Annotated in this window: 17 protein-coding genes and 1 pseudogene; 7 read left to right on the forward strand and 11 right to left on the reverse strand. The window is 56.7% G+C overall.

Annotated elements, in window-relative coordinates:
* Positions 1-15: 15 nt before the first annotated feature.
* A pseudogene (locus tag A3466_RS04580) lies at positions 16-1,680 on the forward strand (potassium/proton antiporter); the annotation flags it as partial.
* Here the strand turns inward: A3466_RS04580 and A3466_RS23845 are convergent.
* The 3 genes from A3466_RS23845 to A3466_RS04590 are packed head-to-tail and all read right to left on the reverse strand — an operon-like array spanning position 1,624 to position 4,174.
* A complete protein-coding gene (locus A3466_RS23845; protein ID WP_432416593.1) occupies positions 1,624-1,788 on the reverse strand; it encodes a hypothetical protein in 165 nt (54 codons plus the stop codon). The pseudogene A3466_RS04580 and the gene A3466_RS23845 overlap by 57 nt on opposite strands.
* Before the next feature lie 7 nt (positions 1,789-1,795).
* Complete coding sequence (dadX, locus tag A3466_RS04585) at positions 1,796-2,866, reverse strand: catabolic alanine racemase DadX (protein ID WP_063449599.1); 1,071 nt, start codon at positions 2,864-2,866, stop codon at positions 1,796-1,798.
* 9 nt (positions 2,867-2,875) lie between these two features.
* The gene (locus A3466_RS04590; RefSeq protein WP_063449600.1) at positions 2,876-4,174 is read right to left on the reverse strand and encodes a D-amino acid dehydrogenase; all 1,299 of its coding nucleotides are present in this window, start codon (positions 4,172-4,174) and stop codon (positions 2,876-2,878) included.
* A 321-nt stretch (positions 4,175-4,495) separates the two neighbouring features.
* Here A3466_RS04590 and A3466_RS04600 point away from each other — a divergent pair, with 321 nt between their 5' ends.
* Positions 4,496-6,028, forward strand: coding sequence for a SpoVR family protein (locus A3466_RS04600; protein WP_063449601.1), 1,533 nt, complete (start codon positions 4,496-4,498; stop codon positions 6,026-6,028).
* A 45-nt stretch (positions 6,029-6,073) separates the two neighbouring features.
* Here the strand turns inward: A3466_RS04600 and fadR are convergent, their stop codons facing one another.
* Positions 6,074-6,793: a fatty acid metabolism transcriptional regulator FadR gene (gene fadR / locus A3466_RS04605; protein ID WP_028013515.1), complete on the reverse strand. Its 720-nt coding sequence runs from the start codon at positions 6,791-6,793 to the stop codon at positions 6,074-6,076.
* A gap of 202 nt (positions 6,794-6,995) precedes the next feature.
* Between fadR and nhaB the strand changes: the two genes are divergently transcribed.
* Together nhaB and dsbB are read left to right on the forward strand one after the other, a co-directional pair.
* The gene (nhaB, locus tag A3466_RS04610; protein ID WP_063449602.1) at positions 6,996-8,534 is read left to right on the forward strand and encodes a Na(+)/H(+) antiporter NhaB; all 1,539 of its coding nucleotides are present in this window, start codon (positions 6,996-6,998) and stop codon (positions 8,532-8,534) included.
* 46 nt (positions 8,535-8,580) lie between these two features.
* A complete protein-coding gene (gene dsbB / locus A3466_RS04615) occupies positions 8,581-9,111 on the forward strand; it encodes a disulfide bond formation protein DsbB (RefSeq protein ID WP_063449603.1) in 531 nt (176 codons plus the stop codon).
* Positions 9,112-9,227: 116 nt separating this feature from the next.
* Here the strand turns inward: dsbB and A3466_RS04620 are convergent, their stop codons facing one another.
* From A3466_RS04620 to A3466_RS04630, 3 genes are all read right to left on the reverse strand, one after another.
* The gene (locus tag A3466_RS04620) at positions 9,228-9,668 is read right to left on the reverse strand and encodes a YcgN family cysteine cluster protein (RefSeq protein ID WP_063449604.1); all 441 of its coding nucleotides are present in this window, start codon (positions 9,666-9,668) and stop codon (positions 9,228-9,230) included.
* Positions 9,669-9,761: 93 nt separating this feature from the next.
* Complete coding sequence (locus tag A3466_RS04625) at positions 9,762-10,421, reverse strand: fumarylacetoacetate hydrolase family protein (RefSeq protein WP_063449605.1); 660 nt, start codon at positions 10,419-10,421, stop codon at positions 9,762-9,764.
* A 47-nt stretch (positions 10,422-10,468) separates the two neighbouring features.
* Positions 10,469-10,744 carry a YcgL domain-containing protein gene (locus A3466_RS04630; RefSeq protein ID WP_063449606.1) on the reverse strand — a complete coding sequence of 92 codons (276 nt, stop codon included), beginning with the start codon at positions 10,742-10,744 and terminating at the stop codon, positions 10,469-10,471.
* Between the two features lie 123 nt (positions 10,745-10,867).
* Between A3466_RS04630 and minC the strand changes: the two genes are divergently transcribed.
* From minC to minE, 3 genes are read left to right on the forward strand one after another with little or no spacing between them, the layout of a single operon-like run.
* Positions 10,868-11,575: a septum site-determining protein MinC gene (gene minC, locus A3466_RS04635; protein WP_063449607.1), complete on the forward strand. Its 708-nt coding sequence runs from the start codon at positions 10,868-10,870 to the stop codon at positions 11,573-11,575.
* A 22-nt stretch (positions 11,576-11,597) separates the two neighbouring features.
* Entirely contained in the window at positions 11,598-12,410 is an 813-nt protein-coding gene (gene minD / locus A3466_RS04640) for a septum site-determining protein MinD (protein WP_063449608.1), read from the forward strand.
* Positions 12,411-12,413: 3 nt separating this feature from the next.
* Positions 12,414-12,680, forward strand: coding sequence for a cell division topological specificity factor MinE (gene minE / locus A3466_RS04645; RefSeq protein ID WP_003859937.1), 267 nt, complete (start codon positions 12,414-12,416; stop codon positions 12,678-12,680).
* A gap of 94 nt (positions 12,681-12,774) precedes the next feature.
* On the opposite strand, the gene rnd is transcribed toward minE, so the two are convergent.
* The 4 genes from rnd to tsaB all read right to left on the reverse strand — a co-directional run bounded on the left by rnd (position 12,775) and on the right by tsaB (position 17,177).
* The gene (gene rnd, locus A3466_RS04650) at positions 12,775-13,890 is read right to left on the reverse strand and encodes a ribonuclease D (RefSeq protein WP_131797701.1); all 1,116 of its coding nucleotides are present in this window, start codon (positions 13,888-13,890) and stop codon (positions 12,775-12,777) included.
* An 83-nt stretch (positions 13,891-13,973) separates the two neighbouring features.
* Complete coding sequence (fadD, locus tag A3466_RS04655) at positions 13,974-15,659, reverse strand: long-chain-fatty-acid--CoA ligase FadD (RefSeq protein WP_074160934.1); 1,686 nt, start codon at positions 15,657-15,659, stop codon at positions 13,974-13,976.
* Positions 15,660-15,862: 203 nt separating this feature from the next.
* A complete protein-coding gene (locus A3466_RS04660; RefSeq protein ID WP_063449611.1) occupies positions 15,863-16,444 on the reverse strand; it encodes a Slp family lipoprotein in 582 nt (193 codons plus the stop codon).
* A 37-nt stretch (positions 16,445-16,481) separates the two neighbouring features.
* A complete protein-coding gene (tsaB, locus tag A3466_RS04665) occupies positions 16,482-17,177 on the reverse strand; it encodes a tRNA (adenosine(37)-N6)-threonylcarbamoyltransferase complex dimerization subunit type 1 TsaB (protein WP_063449612.1) in 696 nt (231 codons plus the stop codon).
* Positions 17,178-17,213: the final 36 nt, after the last annotated feature.

The following is a 17,213-nucleotide window of genomic DNA, read 5'->3' on the forward strand; positions in this document are numbered from 1 at the left end:
GGGAGTAAGACGACATTGGGTGCCACAGCGATAATCAGCCTTTTCATTCTCGGTTCCATCCTGGTAACCTTCAGCATTTTATTAAGTTCATTTTCATCGCGCCTTGGCATACCTATTCTTGTCATTTTCCTGGCTATCGGCATGCTGGCCGGAGTCGACGGAATCGGCGGTATCCCCTTCGATAATTACCCTTTCGCCTATATGGTGAGTAACCTCGCGCTGGCAGTCATCCTGCTGGACGGCGGCATGCGCACCCAGGCAAGTTCGTTCCGCGTGGCCTTAGGCCCGGCGCTGTCTCTGGCGACCGTCGGGGTGCTGATCACCTCCGGCCTGACCGGCATGATGGCAGCCTGGCTGTTTAACCTCGATATGATGGAAGGCCTGCTGATTGGCGCGATCGTCGGCTCGACCGATGCGGCAGCGGTTTTCTCCCTGCTCGGCGGCAAAGGGCTGAACGAACGCGTTGGCTCAACGCTTGAGATTGAATCCGGCAGTAACGATCCGATGGCGGTGTTCCTGACCATCACGCTGATAGAGATGATCCAGCAGCACGAAACCGGCCTGAGCTGGATGTTTGCCTGGCACATCCTTCAGCAGTTTGGCCTCGGCATTATCATTGGTCTTGGCGGCGGTTATCTTTTACAGCATACGATCAACCGTATTACGCTCCCCTCCGGCCTTTACCCGCTGCTGGCCCTGAGCGGCGGCATTCTGATTTTTGCCGTCACCACCGCGCTGGACGGCAGCGGTATTCTGGCGGTTTACCTCTGCGGGTTCCTGCTGGGCAACCGGCCGATTCGTAACCGTTATGCGATTCTGCAAAACTTTGACGGGCTGGCCTGGCTGGCGCAGATCGCGATGTTCCTGGTGCTGGGCCTGCTGGTGACGCCTTCCGACCTGCTGCCCATCGTCGTACCGGCGCTGCTTTTATCGGCCTGGATGATTTTCATCGCCCGTCCGCTGTCGGTGTTTGCCGGCCTGCTGCCGTTTCGCGGGTTTAACCTGCGCGAGCGGGTGTTTATCAGCTGGGTGGGGCTGCGCGGCGCGGTGCCGATTATTCTGGCGGTATTCCCGATGATGGCCGGGCTGGACAACGCCCGCCTGTTCTTCAACGTCGCCTTTTTCGTGGTGCTGGTGTCGCTGCTGTTTCAGGGGACGTCCCTGGGCTGGGCGGCGAAAAAGGCCAAAGTGGTGGTGCCGCCCGTCGGCTGGCCAGTCTCCCGCGTGGGGCTGGATCTTCACCCTGAGAATCCGTGGGAACAGTTTGTCTATCAGCTGAGCGCCGATAAGTGGTGCGTGGGCGCTTCCCTGCGCGATCTGCACATGCCGGCTGAAACGCGCATTGCCGCCCTGTTCCGGGACAACGCCCTGCTCCACCCGACCGGCAGCACGCGGCTGCGTGAGAACGATATCCTCTGCGTGATTGGCCGCGAGCGTGACCTGCCAGCCCTCGGCAAGCTGTTCAGCCAGTCGCCGCCGGTGGCGCTGGATCAGCGTTTCTTTGGCGATTTTATTCTGGAAGCCAGCGCACGCTTTGCGGACGTGGCGCTGATTTACGGGCTGGAAGATGGCCTTGAGAATCGCGATAACCAGCAAACGCTGGGCGAGATTATTCAGCGACTATTAGGCGCTGCGCCGGTTGTGGGTGACCAGGTGGAGTTTGCCGGGATGATCTGGACGGTGGCCGAAAAAGAAGATAACGCGGTGCGGAAAGTCGGCGTAAGGCCGATGGAGGAAGATGGGGAGTAGTTTTTTTTTGCCGGGTGGCCCTAGCGCCACCCCGCACACAAACAAGTTACACCGTCACAACAGGCACTCTTGGCGCCAGCGCGCACATCAGTTCATACCCAACGGTGCCCGCCGCAGCGGCCACGTCGTCAATTTTGACCTCGTTGCCCCATAACTCAACCGGCGAGCCGATCCCCGCCTGGGGACACGGCGTTAAATCAATGGCCAGCATATCCATTGAAACGGTACCTACCGTGCCCGTGCGTACGCCATCGACCCATACCGGCGTGCCGCTCGGGGCGATGCGCGGATAACCGTCCGCATAACCACCCGCCACAATACCAATACGCTGTTCGCCCGACGCCCGGAAGCGGCTGCCATAGCCCACCGTATCGCCCGCTTTCAGCGTCTGCACACCAATGATTTCACTGCGCAAGGTCATCACCGGCTTCAGGCCGCTGTTGGCGATATCCTGCCACTGGCCGGAAGGCGACGCGCCGTACAGAACGATCCCCGGACGCACCCAGCTGTAGTGCGCCTCAGGATGCCAAAGCGTAGCCGCTGAGTTCGACAGCGAACGCGGGCAGTCCAGCCCTTCTGCCGCCTGCTCAATGCGTACCATGGCATCGGCAATGCCGTCCGGCTTTTCCGCATCGGCGAAGTGCGCCATCAGCGTCATCTCACCCACGTTTTTCAGCGCGCGCAGCTGCTGCCAGACCGTGTGAACCCGCTCGGGCTGGAAGCCCAGACGGTTCATGCCGCTGTTCACTTTGAGATAGATATCCAGCGGGGCATGCAGCTTCGCGTCCTGAATGGCCTTGATCTGCCAGTTACTGTGCACGCTGGTCGTCAGACGGTACTTGTCCAGCAGCGGCAGATCTTCTGCATGGAAGAACCCTTCCAGCAGCAGAATCGGCCCTTTCCAGCCGCGCTCGCGCAGCAGGATGGCCTCTTCCAGGTTGAGCAAGGCAAAACCGTCGGTGGCGCCGAGCGCACTCCAGATACGATCGATACCATGACCGTAGGCGTTAGCCTTCACCACTGACCAGACACGAGAACCCGGCGCAGCACGGCGAACAATTTGCAGGTTATCCTTCAGCGCCTGCAAATCCAGCTGGGCCAGAATTGGACGGGACATGACAACTCCTTAATTATGCGCGCCGTGCAGGTGCTGTGGGCGCGAGGGGGTAAACCCTGATTGATAGCGTGCGGCGCTCAAATCGTCAAACGGAATGGCCGGGGTACGCCCGGAGATCAGGTCGCTCAGCAACTGGCCCGAACCGCAGGCCATGGTCCAGCCAAGCGTGCCGTGACCGGTGTTGGTCCACAGATTTTTGTACGGCGTACGGCCAACAATCGGCGTGCCGTCTGGGGTCATCGGGCGCAGGCCCGTCCAGAACGTCGCCTGCTCAATAAAACCGCCGCGCGGGAAGAGATCCCCGACGACCATCTCCAGCGTTTCACGACGCGGTTTGAGCAGCTCGGTATTGAAGCCCACGATCTCCGCCATGCCGCCGACGCGGATCCGGTTATCGAAGCGGGTGATGGCGATTTTGTAGGTTTCATCAAGAATGGTAGAGACCGGCGCGCCGCTGTCCTCTTTCACCGGGATGGTCAAAGAGTAGCCTTTCAGCGGATAAACCGGGATATCCAGAATGCCTTTCAGCATCGCGGTAGAGTAGGAGCCAAACGCCATCACGTAGGCATCGGCTTTGATCACCTCTTCCCCACACTTTACGCCGTAAATCTTCTCCCCTTCTGACAGCAGCTTGTCAACAGAGGTATTGAAGCGGAACGTCACTCCCGCCTGCTCGCACATGCGCGCCAGACGCTGGGTGAACAGCTGGCAGTCGCCGGTTTCATCGTTCGGTAAACGCAGGCCGCCCGTGAGCTTGTGCGCCACTTCGGCAAGCGCTGGCTCCACCTGCGCCAGCTGGCTGGCTTCCAGCAGCTGATACGGTACGCCCGCATCTTCCAGCACGGCGATATCGCGGGTAGCGTTTTCATACTGTTGCTCGGTGCGGAACAGCTGAAGCGTACCGCCCTGACGCCCTTCATATTCAATGCCCGTCGAGGTGCGCAGCGCCTTCAGGCAGTCGCGGCTGTATTCCGCCAGGCGAACCATGCGCCCTTTGTTTTCCATGTAGTGGCGGGTGTCACAGTTGCGCAGCATCTGCCACATCCACTTCAGCTGGAAGGGCGAACCGTCCAGGCTGATCGCCAGCGGCGCGTGTCGCTGGAACATCCATTTAATCGCCTTTAGCGGCACGCCGGGGGCCGCCCACGGGGCAGCATAGCCCGGGGAAATTTGCCCCGCATTCGCCGCACTGGTTTCCAGAGCCGGGCCGGATTCGCGATCGATAACGGTAACCTCATGTCCTGCCTGACTTAAATACCAGGCGCTGGTTACGCCAACGACACCACTTCCCAGTATGACAACACGCATAGCCACTCCATTATGAGCAAAAGAACAATCATCTAATTACAGATTGATAACCTAGTTGAAAATATTATTCAACATATGACTTTTTTATGGTGACTTAACTCACATATCCCGCTGTATCAGGGGATAACGCTTATTTGGAATCTCCTGCTGCGCGTTATTTTTAACCAGTATAAAATTCTGTGGGCGCCGCTTTTTTTGCCGTATCGAAAACGGGAAATCGCAAAGAAAAAATTTCTGCGCCCCGCGTATTTGAATGGGGTGATCTATGCTTGAAAGGAGGCTCTCCAGTCAGAGAGAGCGACCGACAACGAGGGCGCGCTAATGGCTACAATAGATTCCATGTCCAGGGACAGTACCCGTCTGAGCGATGGACCCGACTGGACCTTCGAGTTGCTGGATGTCTACCTGGCGGAGATCGACCGGGTTGCCAAACTCTATCGTCTGGATACCTACCCCCATCAGATTGAAGTCATCACCTCTGAACAGATGATGGACGCATATTCAAGCGTCGGGATGCCGATAAACTATCCCCACTGGTCGTTTGGCAAAAAGTTCATTGAGACCGAGCGGCTGTATAAGCACGGGCAGCAGGGGCTGGCGTATGAAATCGTCATTAACTCTAACCCGTGTATCGCCTATCTGATGGAGGAAAATACCATTACCATGCAGGCGCTGGTGATGGCGCACGCCTGCTACGGTCATAATTCGTTCTTCAAAAATAACTATCTGTTCCGCAGCTGGACGGATGCCAGCTCCATCGTCGATTACCTCATCTTCGCCCGTAACTACATTACCGACTGCGAAGAGCGCTACGGCGTGGACGAAGTGGAGAAGTTGCTGGACTCCTGCCACGCGCTAATGAACTACGGCGTTGACCGCTATAAGCGCCCGCAGAAAATCTCGTTGCAGGAGGAGAAAGCCCGGCAGAAGAGCCGCGAGGAGTATCTGCAAAGCCAGGTGAATATGCTGTGGCGTACCCTGCCGAAACGTGAGGAGGAGAAAACCGTCGCCGAGGCGCGTCGCTATCCTTCCGAGCCGCAGGAAAACCTGCTCTACTTTATGGAGAAAAACGCCCCACTGCTGGAGCCGTGGCAGCGTGAGATCCTGCGCATCGTGCGCAAGGTGAGCCAGTATTTCTATCCGCAGAAGCAGACCCAGGTCATGAACGAAGGCTGGGCGACCTTCTGGCACTACACCATTCTGAACCACCTGTATGATGAGGGAAAAGTCTCTGAACGGTTTATGATGGAGTTTCTGCACAGCCACACCAACGTGGTGTTCCAGCCGGCGTACAACAGCCCGTGGTACAGCGGCATTAACCCGTACGCGCTCGGCTTTGCCATGTTCCAGGATATTAAGCGTATCTGCCAGTCGCCCACCGAAGAGGACAAATACTGGTTCCCGGATATTGCGGGCTCCGACTGGCTGGAAACGCTGCACTTTGCGATGCGTGATTTTAAGGATGAGAGCTTTATCAGCCAGTTCATGTCGCCGAAGATCATGCGTGATTTCCGCTTCTTCACGGTACTGGATGATGACCGCAACAACTACCTGGAGATCTCGGCGATCCATAATGAGGAAGGCTATCGGGAGATCCGCTCGCGTCTGTCGTCCCAGTACAACCTGAGCAATCTTGAACCCAACATTCAGGTGTGGAACGTAGATCTGCGCGGCGACCGCTCTCTGACGCTGCGCTATATCCCGCACAACCGCGCGCCGCTGGATAAAGGGCGTAAGGAAGTGCTGAAGCACGTGCATCGCCTGTGGGGATTTGACGTATTGCTGGAGCAGCAGAACGAAGACGGCAGCGTGGAGCTGCTGGACCGGTGTCCGGCGCGGATGAATACGCTGTAGTGCCACCGGGCGAAAAAAAACCTCTCGATTGAGAGGTTTTTTATTTCAGCGGCTCTGAATCGCCAAATCGCCCGGCAGCGTTTTCTGCATACGGTGCCAGATTTCACCGGAGTCGTGGCCGTAGCGGCGTACGGTTTCATAAACCTGATCGTGCAGGCCTTCGGTGCAGAGCTTGCTCAGCTTATGGTAGAAGCCCAGCGCCAGGCTGCGGGCTTCAGGGTTAGCAAAGTAGTGACGACCAATGCGGGTATAGAGCCCTTTCATCCCATTCAGGATCAGGCCGTAAACCGGGTTGCCGGAGGCAAACGCCAGGCCGCGAAACACGTTGTAATCGAGGGTGGCAAAGGCGTCGGCGTGATCTTCAACTTCATTCGCGCTGGCCAGCACCGCAAGCGCATCTTCAGGATGCTGACGGAAAGCGGTACGAATAAAAATAGTCGCAATGTTGGTGCGCACCGAAAGCAGATTATCAATCAGCTGCGGTACGCTTTCGTGGTCGAGACGCGCCAGCGTTTCCAGAATATTCAGCCCGGACGTTTCCCAGAAGTTGTTCACTTTAGTGGGTTTGCCATGCTGTATCGTCAACCAGCCATCGCGCGCCAGACGCTGGAGCACTTCTCGCAGCGTGGTACGGGTGACGCCAATCAGTTCAGAGAGTTCGCGTTCAGCAGGTAGAATTGATCCCGCAGGGAAACGATTATTCCAGATGCTTTCAATGATGTACTCTTCCGCGAAACCCGCCGGGCTCTGCGCCTTAATGACCATAGTGAGATTTCCATTACACAGCTTTAGCAAATTGCACTCATCATACCAGAGGCGGACAGAGGCAGATAGCGCAGCCGAGACAGAAAAGAGGGATCGCCGTTTCATTTTTATGAAATTTACAAAATGGCGTTAACGCCCTCACCGACGCCATTTTTGCGTATACTGATGTCTTGTCTTATTTGACGGGGAAAGGACGTCTGTCGTGGAAATTTCGTTTGGGCGCGCGCTGTGGCGCAACTTTTTAGGTCAGTCACCTGACTGGTACAAACTCACTTTACTGGTATTCCTGGTCGTTAATCCCGTTATCTTCTTGCTGAATCCCTTTATTGCCGGATGGCTGTTGGTCGCCGAGTTTATCTTTACCCTGGCGATGGCGCTGAAGTGCTATCCGCTATTGCCCGGCGGGCTGCTTGCGCTGGAGGCCGTGGCTACGGGAATGACCAGCGCGGAGCACGTTAAAAACGAGATTGCATCGAATCTTGAAGTCCTGCTGCTGCTGATCTTCATGGTGGCAGGGATCTACTTTATGAAGCAGCTCCTGCTGTTTATCTTTACCCGCTTGCTGCTGAGCATTCCGTCGAAAACGCTTCTCTCGCTGGCATTTTGCCTCGCCGCGGCTTTCCTTTCAGCCTTCCTGGACGCGCTAACGGTGGTGGCGGTAGTGATCAGCGTCGCCGTCGGTTTTTACGGAATTTACCACCGGGTGGCCTCGTCTCGTCCCGGCGATAACTTGCAGGACGACAGCCACGTTGAGGCGCATAACCGCGACGTGCTGGAACAGTTCCGCGCGTTTCTGCGCAGCCTGATGATGCACGCGGGCGTGGGTACGGCGCTGGGCGGCGTGATGACCATGGTCGGGGAGCCGCAAAACCTGATCATCGCTAAAGCCGCCGGGTGGCATTTTGGCGAATTTTTCCTGCGCATGGCGCCCGTCAGCGTGCCCGTGCTGGTCTGTGGATTAGTGACCTGCGTGCTGGTCGAGAAATTTAACCTCTACGGGTATGGCGCGGCGTTGCCCGATCAGGTCCGCCATGAGCTGCAAAAGTTTGACGAGCAGAGCCGACAACAGCGTACGCGTCAGGAGACGCTGCGCCTGATTGCACAGGGTCTGATCGGCGTGTGGCTTATCGCTGCGCTGGCCTTGCACCTTGCCGAGGTAGGGCTCATTGGCTTGTCGGTGATTATTCTGGCAACCAGCCTGAGCGGCGTAACGGACGAACATGCTATCGGTAAAGCCTTTACCGAAGCCCTGCCGTTTACCGCCCTGCTGGCGGTGTTTTTTGCCGTCGTGGCGGTGATTATAGACCAACATCTGTTCGCGCCCATTATCGCTTTTGTGCTTCAGGCTACGCCAGATTCTCAGCTTACGCTGTTCTATTTGTTTAACGGCCTGTTGTCTTCCATCTCCGATAACGTCTTTGTCGGGACGGTATACATTAATGAGGCCAAAGCCGCGATGGAGCAAGGGATTGTCAGCAGTGAACAGTTTGAGCTGCTGGCGGTAGCGATCAACACCGGAACCAACCTGCCCTCGGTAGCAACCCCGAACGGTCAGGCGGCATTCCTCTTCCTGCTGACCTCGGCGCTGGCGCCGCTCATACGGCTTTCTTATGGAAGAATGGTCTGGATGGCGCTGCCGTATACGCTGGTGCTTACCCTGGTTGGTTTGCTGTGCATCAAAATTACTCTCGTTCCCTGTACGCAATGGTTGTTACAAGCAGGTATACTTGCGGCGCATTAAAATTCGTTTACACTGCGCTGTCTAAGCATGTTCCAGGGAAATGATTATGTTGCGATTTTTGAACCAGTGCTCACGCGGTCGCGGAGCGTGGTTGTTGATGGCCCTGACCGCCTTTGCGCTGGAAATGGTCGCGCTGTGGTTTCAGCATGTGATGGGGCTGAAACCTTGCGTACTGTGTATTTATGAGCGTTGTGCGCTGTTTGGCATTATGGGCGCGGGTCTGGTCGGTGCAATTGCACCTAAAACACCGTTACGCTATGCGGCGATTGCCATCTGGCTGTACAGCGCCTGGAAAGGGATTGCGCTTGCCTGGGAGCACACCCAGATGCAGCTTCACCCGTCACCGTTTATGACCTGCGATTTTGCGGCCCGCTTCCCGGGCTGGCTGCCGCTGGATAAGTGGCTGCCGCAGGTGTTTGTTGCCTCCGGTGACTGCTCCGTACGTCAGTGGGAGTTTCTTACGCTGGAGATGCCGCAATGGCTGGTGGGCATTTTTGTCGCCTACTTCGTGGTGGCGCTGCTGGTGCTGATTGCCCAGCCGTTCAAACCGAAAAAACGCGATCTTTTTGGGCGTTAATGTGCCCGGCGGCGCTTCGCTTGCGCGGGCCTACGGTTTTGTAGGTCGGGTAAGTGCAGCGCTACCCGCCACAACAGCGCATAATAAAAAAACCCGCCTCGGCGGGTTTTTTATTATCAGCGGTTGGGATGATTCATGATGTGGTCTTCCCAGTCCCGCACCTCTGACTCTTTCACCGCAATATGGCGCACGGAAATACGTTCGCCGTGCATCGCCGCTTTCGACCCCGTCAGCAGGGGATGCCACGCAGGCAGGTCCTTTCCTTCCGCCAGCAGGCGATACGCGCAGGTATGCGGCAGCCACTCAAAGGTCGGCAGGTTTTCACGGGTTAACTTGATGCAGTCCGGCTCATATTCGAAACGGCGCTCATAGTTGCGGCACTGGCAGGTTTTGATGTTTAACTGCTTGCACGCTACGTTGGTGAAATAGATTTCGTCCGAATCTTCATCCATGAGCTTATGCAGGCAGCACTGCCCGCAGCCGTCACACAACGATTCCCACTCCGCGTCGGTCATGTCGTCGAGCGTTTTGCTTTGCCAGAAAGGAATATCGTTCATCGGGATGTCCACACGTCAAAATAGAGCGCACCTTATAACGAGTCTGGCACGTTGATGCAAGTTTTGCCGCCCTTTTCAGGCGGCAAGGTGCTTTTACAGCACGCGGGTTTTTAGCGACAGGCCGTTAAAACTGACGTCCAGCTCGTCGCCAGCGTGCAGCGGGCCCACACCTTCCGGGGTGCCAGTCAGGATCACATCGCCGGGTTTCAGGGTGAAGAAGCGGCTCATGTAGGCAATCAGCGGAACGATCTTATGGATCATATCGGCGGTCGAACCCTGCTGGCGGATCTCGCCGTTGACCTTCAGGCTGAGCGGCGTATTCTGCGGGTCGTCGGTAAATTCACTCACCGGAACGAAACCGGAAATCGGGCATGAATTATCAAAACCCTTGGCTTTTTCCCACGGCTGCCCTGCTTTCTTCATTTTGCCCTGAACGTCGCGTAGCGTCAGGTCAAGCGCAACACCGTAACCCGCAATCGCTTTCTCTACGTGCTCTTCGGTGGCCTGACGCAGCGTGGCGCCGATCAGCACCGCCAGCTCCACTTCATGATGCACCGAGCCCAGTCCCTGCGGCAGAGCCAGCGGCTGGCGAATATCGCACAGTGCAGTTTCTGGCTTGATAAACAGAACCGGCTCTTCCGGCACGGCGCTCCCCATCTCCTGAATGTGTTTTGCATAGTTGCTGCCTACGCAGACCACTTTGCTGACGGGATAATCCAGTAATGCACCTTGCCAGTTATGATGTTGATACATGCTCGACCCCTAATCGGTTGATGGGTTGTTCCCGGCGTGACCCGGGCTTATTTCTTTCCGCTCATCTCAAGATGCTGTTTTAATAAATTCTCCGGCGGTGGCGGAAGCTGTAAATAATAGCCCTGTTCGGTCAACGCCTTTTTGACTTTTTCCAGATCGGCGTTCACCAGCTTCTTGCGGCCGTCCAGCGGCAGCAGCATTGCCAGCTGCGGTCGGCCAAAACTTTTCATTAATTCCTCAGGCACGCGGGAAAAATCGTCTTTCTTTTCGACATAAAGGTAGGTCTGGTCGCGGCTCGTACTTCTGTAGATCACACAAAACATGTTTTTACTCTGAATTAACGGGTGGTTGCTTGCCTCAATATACTCCTGACTATAACATGCCTGATACTCTTCGGAATATCGCGGCGATGTGTTGCGGTTAATAGCAAATTGAGTAAGGCCAGGATGTCAAATACGCCCATCGAGCTTAAAGGCAGTAGCTTCACCTTATCAGTGGTTCATTTGCATGATGCAAAACCCGAGGTTATTCGTCAGGCGTTAGAAGACAAAATCGCGCAGGCTCCCGCTTTTCTTAAGCATGCTCCTGTCGTCGTCAACGTAAGCGACCTTGAGGGTCCGGTTAACTGGAAGCGACTCCAGCAGGCCGTCACCTCTACGGGCTTACGCATTGTGGGCATTAGCGGCTGCAAAGACGCTGAACTGAAAGCCGAAATTGACCGTGCGGGTTTGCCTTTGCTGAACGAAGGCAAAGAAAAGGCCCCACGTGCTGCGCCTGCACCCGTTCCCGCTCCCCCGTCTCCGGCGCAAAATGTAACCCCAGTCACAAAAACGCGATTGATTGATCTGCCGGTTCGTTCCGGTCAGCGTATTTATGCGCCAAACTGTGATCTGATTGTTACAAGCCACGTCAGCGCAGGCGCGGAACTGATTGCGGATGGCAATATTCACGTTTACGGTATGATGCGAGGGCGTGCGCTTGCGGGCGCCAGCGGCGATCGAGAAGCACAAATTTTTTGTACTCACCTGACAGCAGAACTGGTGTCTATCGCAGGTGAATATTGGCTGAGCGACAAAATCCCAGCCGAATTTTATGGCAAAGCGGCCCGTCTGCAACTGGCAGACAACGCTTTGACCGTTCAACCGTTAAATTGATCCCTTTTAACAAGGAATTTCTATGGCACGCATTATTGTTGTGACTTCGGGTAAAGGAGGCGTTGGCAAGACCACCTCCAGCGCGGCCATCGCTACTGGTTTGGCCCAGAAGGGAAAGAAAACCGTCGTAATCGACTTTGATATCGGTCTGCGTAACCTGGACCTGATCATGGGCTGCGAGCGTCGCGTGGTGTATGACTTCGTCAACGTCATTCAGGGCGATGCCACGCTTAACCAGGCGCTGATTAAAGACAAGCGCACCGAGAACCTCTACATCCTCCCGGCGTCCCAGACCCGTGACAAAGACGCGCTGACCCGTGAAGGCGTGGAAAAGGTGCTCGACGAGCTGAAAAAGATGGAGTTCGACTTCGTGGTCTGCGACTCCCCTGCCGGTATCGAAACCGGCGCGCTGATGGCGCTCTACTTCGCGGATGAAGCCATCATCACCACCAACCCGGAAGTCTCGTCAGTACGCGACTCCGACCGTATTCTCGGCATTCTGGCGTCGAAATCTCGTCGTGCGGAAAATGGCCAGGAGCCGATTAAAGAGCACCTTCTGCTGACCCGCTACAATCCGGGCCGCGTAAATAAAGGTGATATGCTGAGCATGGAAGACGTGCTGGAAATCCTGCGCATCAAACTGGTTGGCGTGATCCCGGAAGATCAGTCCGTACTGCGCGCCTCTAACCAGGGCGAGCCGGTGATTCTGGATACACAGGCAGACGCGGGTAAAGCGTATGCGGATACCGTTGACCGTCTGCTGGGAGAAGAACGTCCTTTCCGCTTCATTGAAGAAGAGAAGAAAGGTTTCCTCAAACGCCTGTTCGGAGGATAAGTTATGGCATTACTGGACTTTTTTCTCTCGCGGAAAAAAAGCACCGCAAACATCGCAAAAGAACGTCTGCAAATTATCGTTGCGGAGCGTCGTCGTAGCGACGCCGAACCGCACTACCTGCCGCAGCTGCGCAAAGACATTCTGGAAGTGATCTGCAAGTACGTGCAGATTGACCCGGAAATGGTCACCGTTCAGCTGGAGCAAAAAGACGGGGATATTTCGATTCTGGAGCTGAACGTGACGCTTCCGGAAGCGGAAGAGTCGCGTTAAAACCGTTTGCGCTTCGTCGTATCGTAGGCCGGGCAAGCGTTGCGCCGCCCGGCAATTTCCCCGGTGGCGCTGCGCTTCCCGGGGCTGCACTTCTTTAGCGCGGATACCCTTCCAGCAAGGTGTTCAGTCGTTCTGCCATCAGTTCGCCCCGCCAACCAGCGACCAGTTCCGGTAAACCATTTTGCGGTTTCAACTTCCAGTGCCAGTTCAGCAGCTGGTTAATCTGACGACGTGAAGCCAGCAGCTCCGCGCTCAGCTTGCTTTCGCTCGCCACCGTCTGCACCAGCGCTTTGATATCTTTGAACGCCTTGCGGTAGCCCGGCATATCCATCAGGTTAAGCAGCGGCTCTGGCAGCGCGTCGTCCGGCACTTGCTGGGCTTTCTCCACCAGCGCCAGCAGCGTTTTACCGTGGAAGCGGATCTCGCTCCCGGAAAGGCCAATGCTGTCCAGCTCGCCAAGGCTGCCCGGCATATAGCGCGCCACCGCCCACAGGTGCTCTTCGCGCACCACAAAGTTAACCGCCAGGTCGCGCTCGCGCGCTTTACGCAGGCGCCAGTCCGCCAGCAGTTGCAGGCAGGCCAGCTGACGCGTGCGCAGCTGCCAGGCGTTGGAGATATCACGCCAGGCGTCTTTCGGGTCGACCACTTCCTGGCGACGCTGCTGCGTCATGCGACACTCGTCCAGCGCGGCAGCCAGCCAGCCGGACGCCTCCGCCTCTTTCATCAGCTGGCCGGCAATCGGTAGCAGGTAGAAGACGTCCGCCGCGGCATATTCAAGCTGACGCGCGGTCAGCGGGCGCGCGAGCCAGTCCGTGCGCGATTCGCTCTTATCCAGCGTCAGGCCGGTGTACTCTTCCACCATCGCGGCGAAGCCCCAGGATAGCGGGCGACCGCTGAACGCCGCGAGGATCTGGGTATCAATCAGCGGTTCCGGCATGATGCCAAAGGTATTGAGGAACACTTCCAGATCTTCACTGCCGGCGTGCAGATATTTGGTCACGGCGGTATCCAGCAACAGCGCGCGCATCGGCGCCCAGTCGGTGATGCCAAGGGGGTCAATCAACGACACGTGCTTGCCGTCATACATCTGGATCAGGCCCAGCTGCGGGTAGTATGTGCGGGTGCGGACAAATTCCGTATCCAGGGCGATAGCGGGGAAATCACGCGTCACCTCGCACAGCGAAGCCAGCTCGTCGTTGGTAGTGATCATCTGGTAATTCAAATCGGACTCTCTTTTGTTTGCGCCCATAAAAAACGCCGGCTTAACCGGCGTCTGGGCGATTAACGTGAAGCTCAGGCCTTATTGTCCACTTTGGCACGGGCTTCGTCACGTAATTCTCGTCGTAATATCTTCCCGACGTTGGATTTCGGCAGCTCATCGCGAAATTCCACCAGCTTCGGCACTTTATAGCCCGTCAGCTGCCGGCGACAAAACGTTATCAGCGCTTCCTCGGTAAGAGAAGGATCTTTTCTGACCACAAATATCTTCACCGCTTCCCCGCTGCTGCCGGAAGGAACGCCCACCGCTGCCACTTCCAGCACGCCGCTGTGCTGCATCACCACGTCTTCGATTTCGTTCGGATAGACGTTGAAACCGGAAACGAGGATCATGTCTTTCTTGCGATCGACGATGCGCAGGAAGCCCTCGTCATCCATTACCGCGATGTCGCCGGTGTACAGCCAGCCGTCTTTGATGATCTCGTCCGTGGCATCCGGGCGCTGCCAGTAGCCCAGCATCACCTGCGGCCCTCTTACGCACAGCTCGCCTGGCTCGCCGTGAGGCACTTCGTTACCCTCATCGTCCACCAGTTTGGCTTCCGTTGACGGCACCGGCAGGCCGATACTGCCGCTGTGGTAATCGATGTCATGCGGGTTAACGCTGACCAGCGGGGCGCACTCCGTCAGGCCATAGCCTTCCAGCAGATACTGCCCGGTGAGTTTCACCCAACGCTCGGCAACCGCCTGCTGAACCGGCATCCCGCCGCCCGCAGAGAGGTGCAGCGTGGAGAAATCCAGCTGCTGAAACTCTTTATTGTTGAGCAGAGCGTTAAACAGCGTATTCACGCCGGTCATGGCGGTGAACGGGTATTTCGCCAGCTCTTTGACCAGCCCCGGAATGTCGCGCGGGTTAGTAATCAGAACGTTCTGGCCGCCCAGCTCGATGAACAGCAGGCAGTTCATGGTCAGCGCAAAAATGTGATACAGCGGAAGCGCGGTGATCACCAGTTCTTTGCCCGGGTGCAGCAGCGGCCCGTAGGTGGCGTTAACCTGTTCCAGGTTCGCCAGCATGTTACGATGGGTCAGCATCGCCCCTTTGGCCACGCCCGTGGTACCACCGGTGTATTGCAGAAACGCCAAATCTTCCGACACGATCTCCGGCTTCACGTACTGCATTCGGTAGCCCGCATGCAGCGCGCGGCGGAAGGAGATGGCATCCGGCAGATGGTATTTCGGCACCAGGCGCTTAACGTATTTAACGACAAAGTTGACCAGCGTACCTTTCGCGGTAGAGAGCTGGTCGCCCATGCGCGTCAGAATGACGTGCTTAACCTGGGTTCTTTCAACGACTTTTTCCAGCGTGTGGGCAAAGTTGGAGACAATCACAATCGCCACCGCACCGCTGTCATTCAGCTGATGTTCCAGCTCGCGCGGGGTATAAAGCGGGTTGACGTTAACAACGATCATCCCTGCCCTGAGGATCCCGAACAGCGCCACCGGATATTGCAGCAGGTTTGGCATCATCAGCGCAACGCGATCCCCTTTCTGCAACCCAAGCCCCTCCTGCAAATAGGCCGCAAACGCCCGGCTGCGCTCCTCCAGCTTACGGAAGGTCATCACTTCGCCCATGTTCACAAATGCGGGCTGGTCGGCGTAGCGCCGTACCGAGTGTTCAAATAATTCAATCAGGGATTGATAACGGTCAGGATTGATCTCCGCAGGGACATCCGCGGGATAACGGTTAAGCCAAACCTTTTTCAATGCATCACCTCTGAAATGAGTATTCGTCGTCATCACAGCCCCGATAATAAACAGTTTGTTAACATTATATTAACTCAGCGTACCAGTTTATTAATTGTTCAGATTACAGGTTGCGAAGCGCGTCACTCTTTTTTTTCGTTTTAAGCGTAAAAAAACAGAGACAGCGGCTGAGCCGCTGTCTCTTTACTATAAATAACAGGAAGTTACTCAGTTACGATGGTTTGTACCTGTGCAGGACCGGGGTTATACCAGCCCCAGCCACCGTAGCCGTAACGGTACGGATGAGGGCCCCACATCCACGGATCGATAGGCTGTGGCGGCATCACCACCTGCTGGGCGATACGCCAGCGCTTGTAGCCGTTGACCTGCATGGTCATGAATTTGTACGGCGTATTGCCGATTTTACCTGCTACCGAACCGGTAATCGGCCCGACGACGGTCACCAGTTGTCCGCGGAAATCAACCGGATCGAGGAAGCCGCTGACGTCAGCGTAGATCCGCCCGCGCGAGGCTTCACCCAGAATCGGTCGCGCGCCGTCGTCCAGCGGAACGGTGGCGATTTCCAGACGGGTTTTACCCTGCTGGTTAACGACCTCAACCACCTTGCCGCCAAACCGCGCTTCCTGCCCGACATAGAGCTCCGGGGCGTTCATCACGCGTACCAGATCCTGCTGTGGCGTCGGGCTGGTGCCCTTGATCGCATCAGGAACGGTGACGCAACCGCTCAGTGCTATGGCAACAACGCCTGCCATAAGAAGGCGTACAACTTTAGTCTGAACCGCCATGATGCGACTCCTTTTTCTCAGTTCCTGTTACTGAGATTCATTCGCGGCCTGGAAGTTTCTTCCACGCGACGGTGTTTCGTAAATAAACGGGTTCAGCGTGCTCAACCGCCACGGTTTTACCTGCGTCAAGCAGCTGACGGGCAATCGGCAGCATATCTTCTGCGGCGGGCAGGAGCATGTTGCCGTCCACCAGCGTAATACCGATTTCCTTCGCCATCTCAGGCCATGCCGGCCAGCCGGTTCCCACCGTCGCCCACTCGCCGGAGAGCTGCTTCAGGCGCTCAGTCACGGCTTCGGGCTTGAGCACCGCCTCGGTATCTTCGCCGTGCCAGACGCCGTTTTCATCACGGGTATATTCCGCCCAGTACACTTCTCCCATACGGGCGTCGATGGCAGCCAGCACGCGGGTAGCGCCGGTCATACGCCAGGCGCCCTGCGCCATCGTGGCAAGCGTGGAGACGCCGATCATCGGCAGGTCAGCGCCCAGCGCCAGCCCCTGCGCAATGCCAATCCCGATACGCACGCCCGTAAAGCTGCCCGGGCCACGGCCATAGGCCAGCGCGTCGAGGTCGGTCAGGGCGGCGTTGCCCTCGGTCAAAATGGTTTTTACCAGGGGAAGAATACGCTGGGTATGCTCCCGGGGGCACTCTTCGAAATGGGCAAAGGTCTTACCGTCGTTCCACAGGGCAACGGAACACGCCTCTGTTGCGGTATCAATAGCCAGAATTCGCATTGGTCGTCGCGCTCTCGCAAGGGTCAGTCACAAAAT

The organism is Enterobacter genomosp. S, from assembly GCF_001631805.1.
In the GTDB taxonomy this organism is placed as follows: Bacteria; Pseudomonadota; Gammaproteobacteria; order Enterobacterales; family Enterobacteriaceae; genus Enterobacter; species Enterobacter quasihormaechei.